We start from the raw sequence: 281 nt of genomic DNA, 5'->3' as shown, positions 1-281 counted from the left end.
GGGTCTTCGACAAATATCGGTTACGTTTGGTTTGTACTTCCGTCAGCGGATGGTTGCGGTGGGCTTTGCGCATAATGCCATCCTGCAGCCGATGCTCTTTCAGATGTTGCCGGTTTTCCTCACTGTCATAGCCTTTGTCGGCATAGACGGTCGTACCTTTGGGCAGTCCTTCCAATAAAGGCAACAGGTGTTTACACTCATGGGCATTTGCAGGAGTAATGTGCAGTTTCTCGATATAGCCTTCCGTATCGGTACGGGTATGTTGTTTGTAACCGAGTTTG

1 protein-coding gene is annotated in these 281 nt (G+C 49.1%); it reads right to left on the bottom strand.

All coding sequences use genetic code 11. The features are described from left to right. Window positions 1-281, bottom strand: a 281-nt coding sequence (locus HMPREF2606_RS00300; RefSeq protein ID WP_141762163.1) for a transposase, incomplete at both ends; no start/stop codon positions are given.

Origin of the sequence: Neisseria sp. HMSC070H10, assembly GCF_001837635.1 — a bacterium.
Classification (GTDB): domain Bacteria; phylum Pseudomonadota; class Gammaproteobacteria; order Burkholderiales; family Neisseriaceae; genus Neisseria; species Neisseria subflava_A.
The sequence above is the reverse complement of the archived record's forward strand: the minus strand, read 5'-3'. Positions and strand labels throughout refer to the sequence as shown.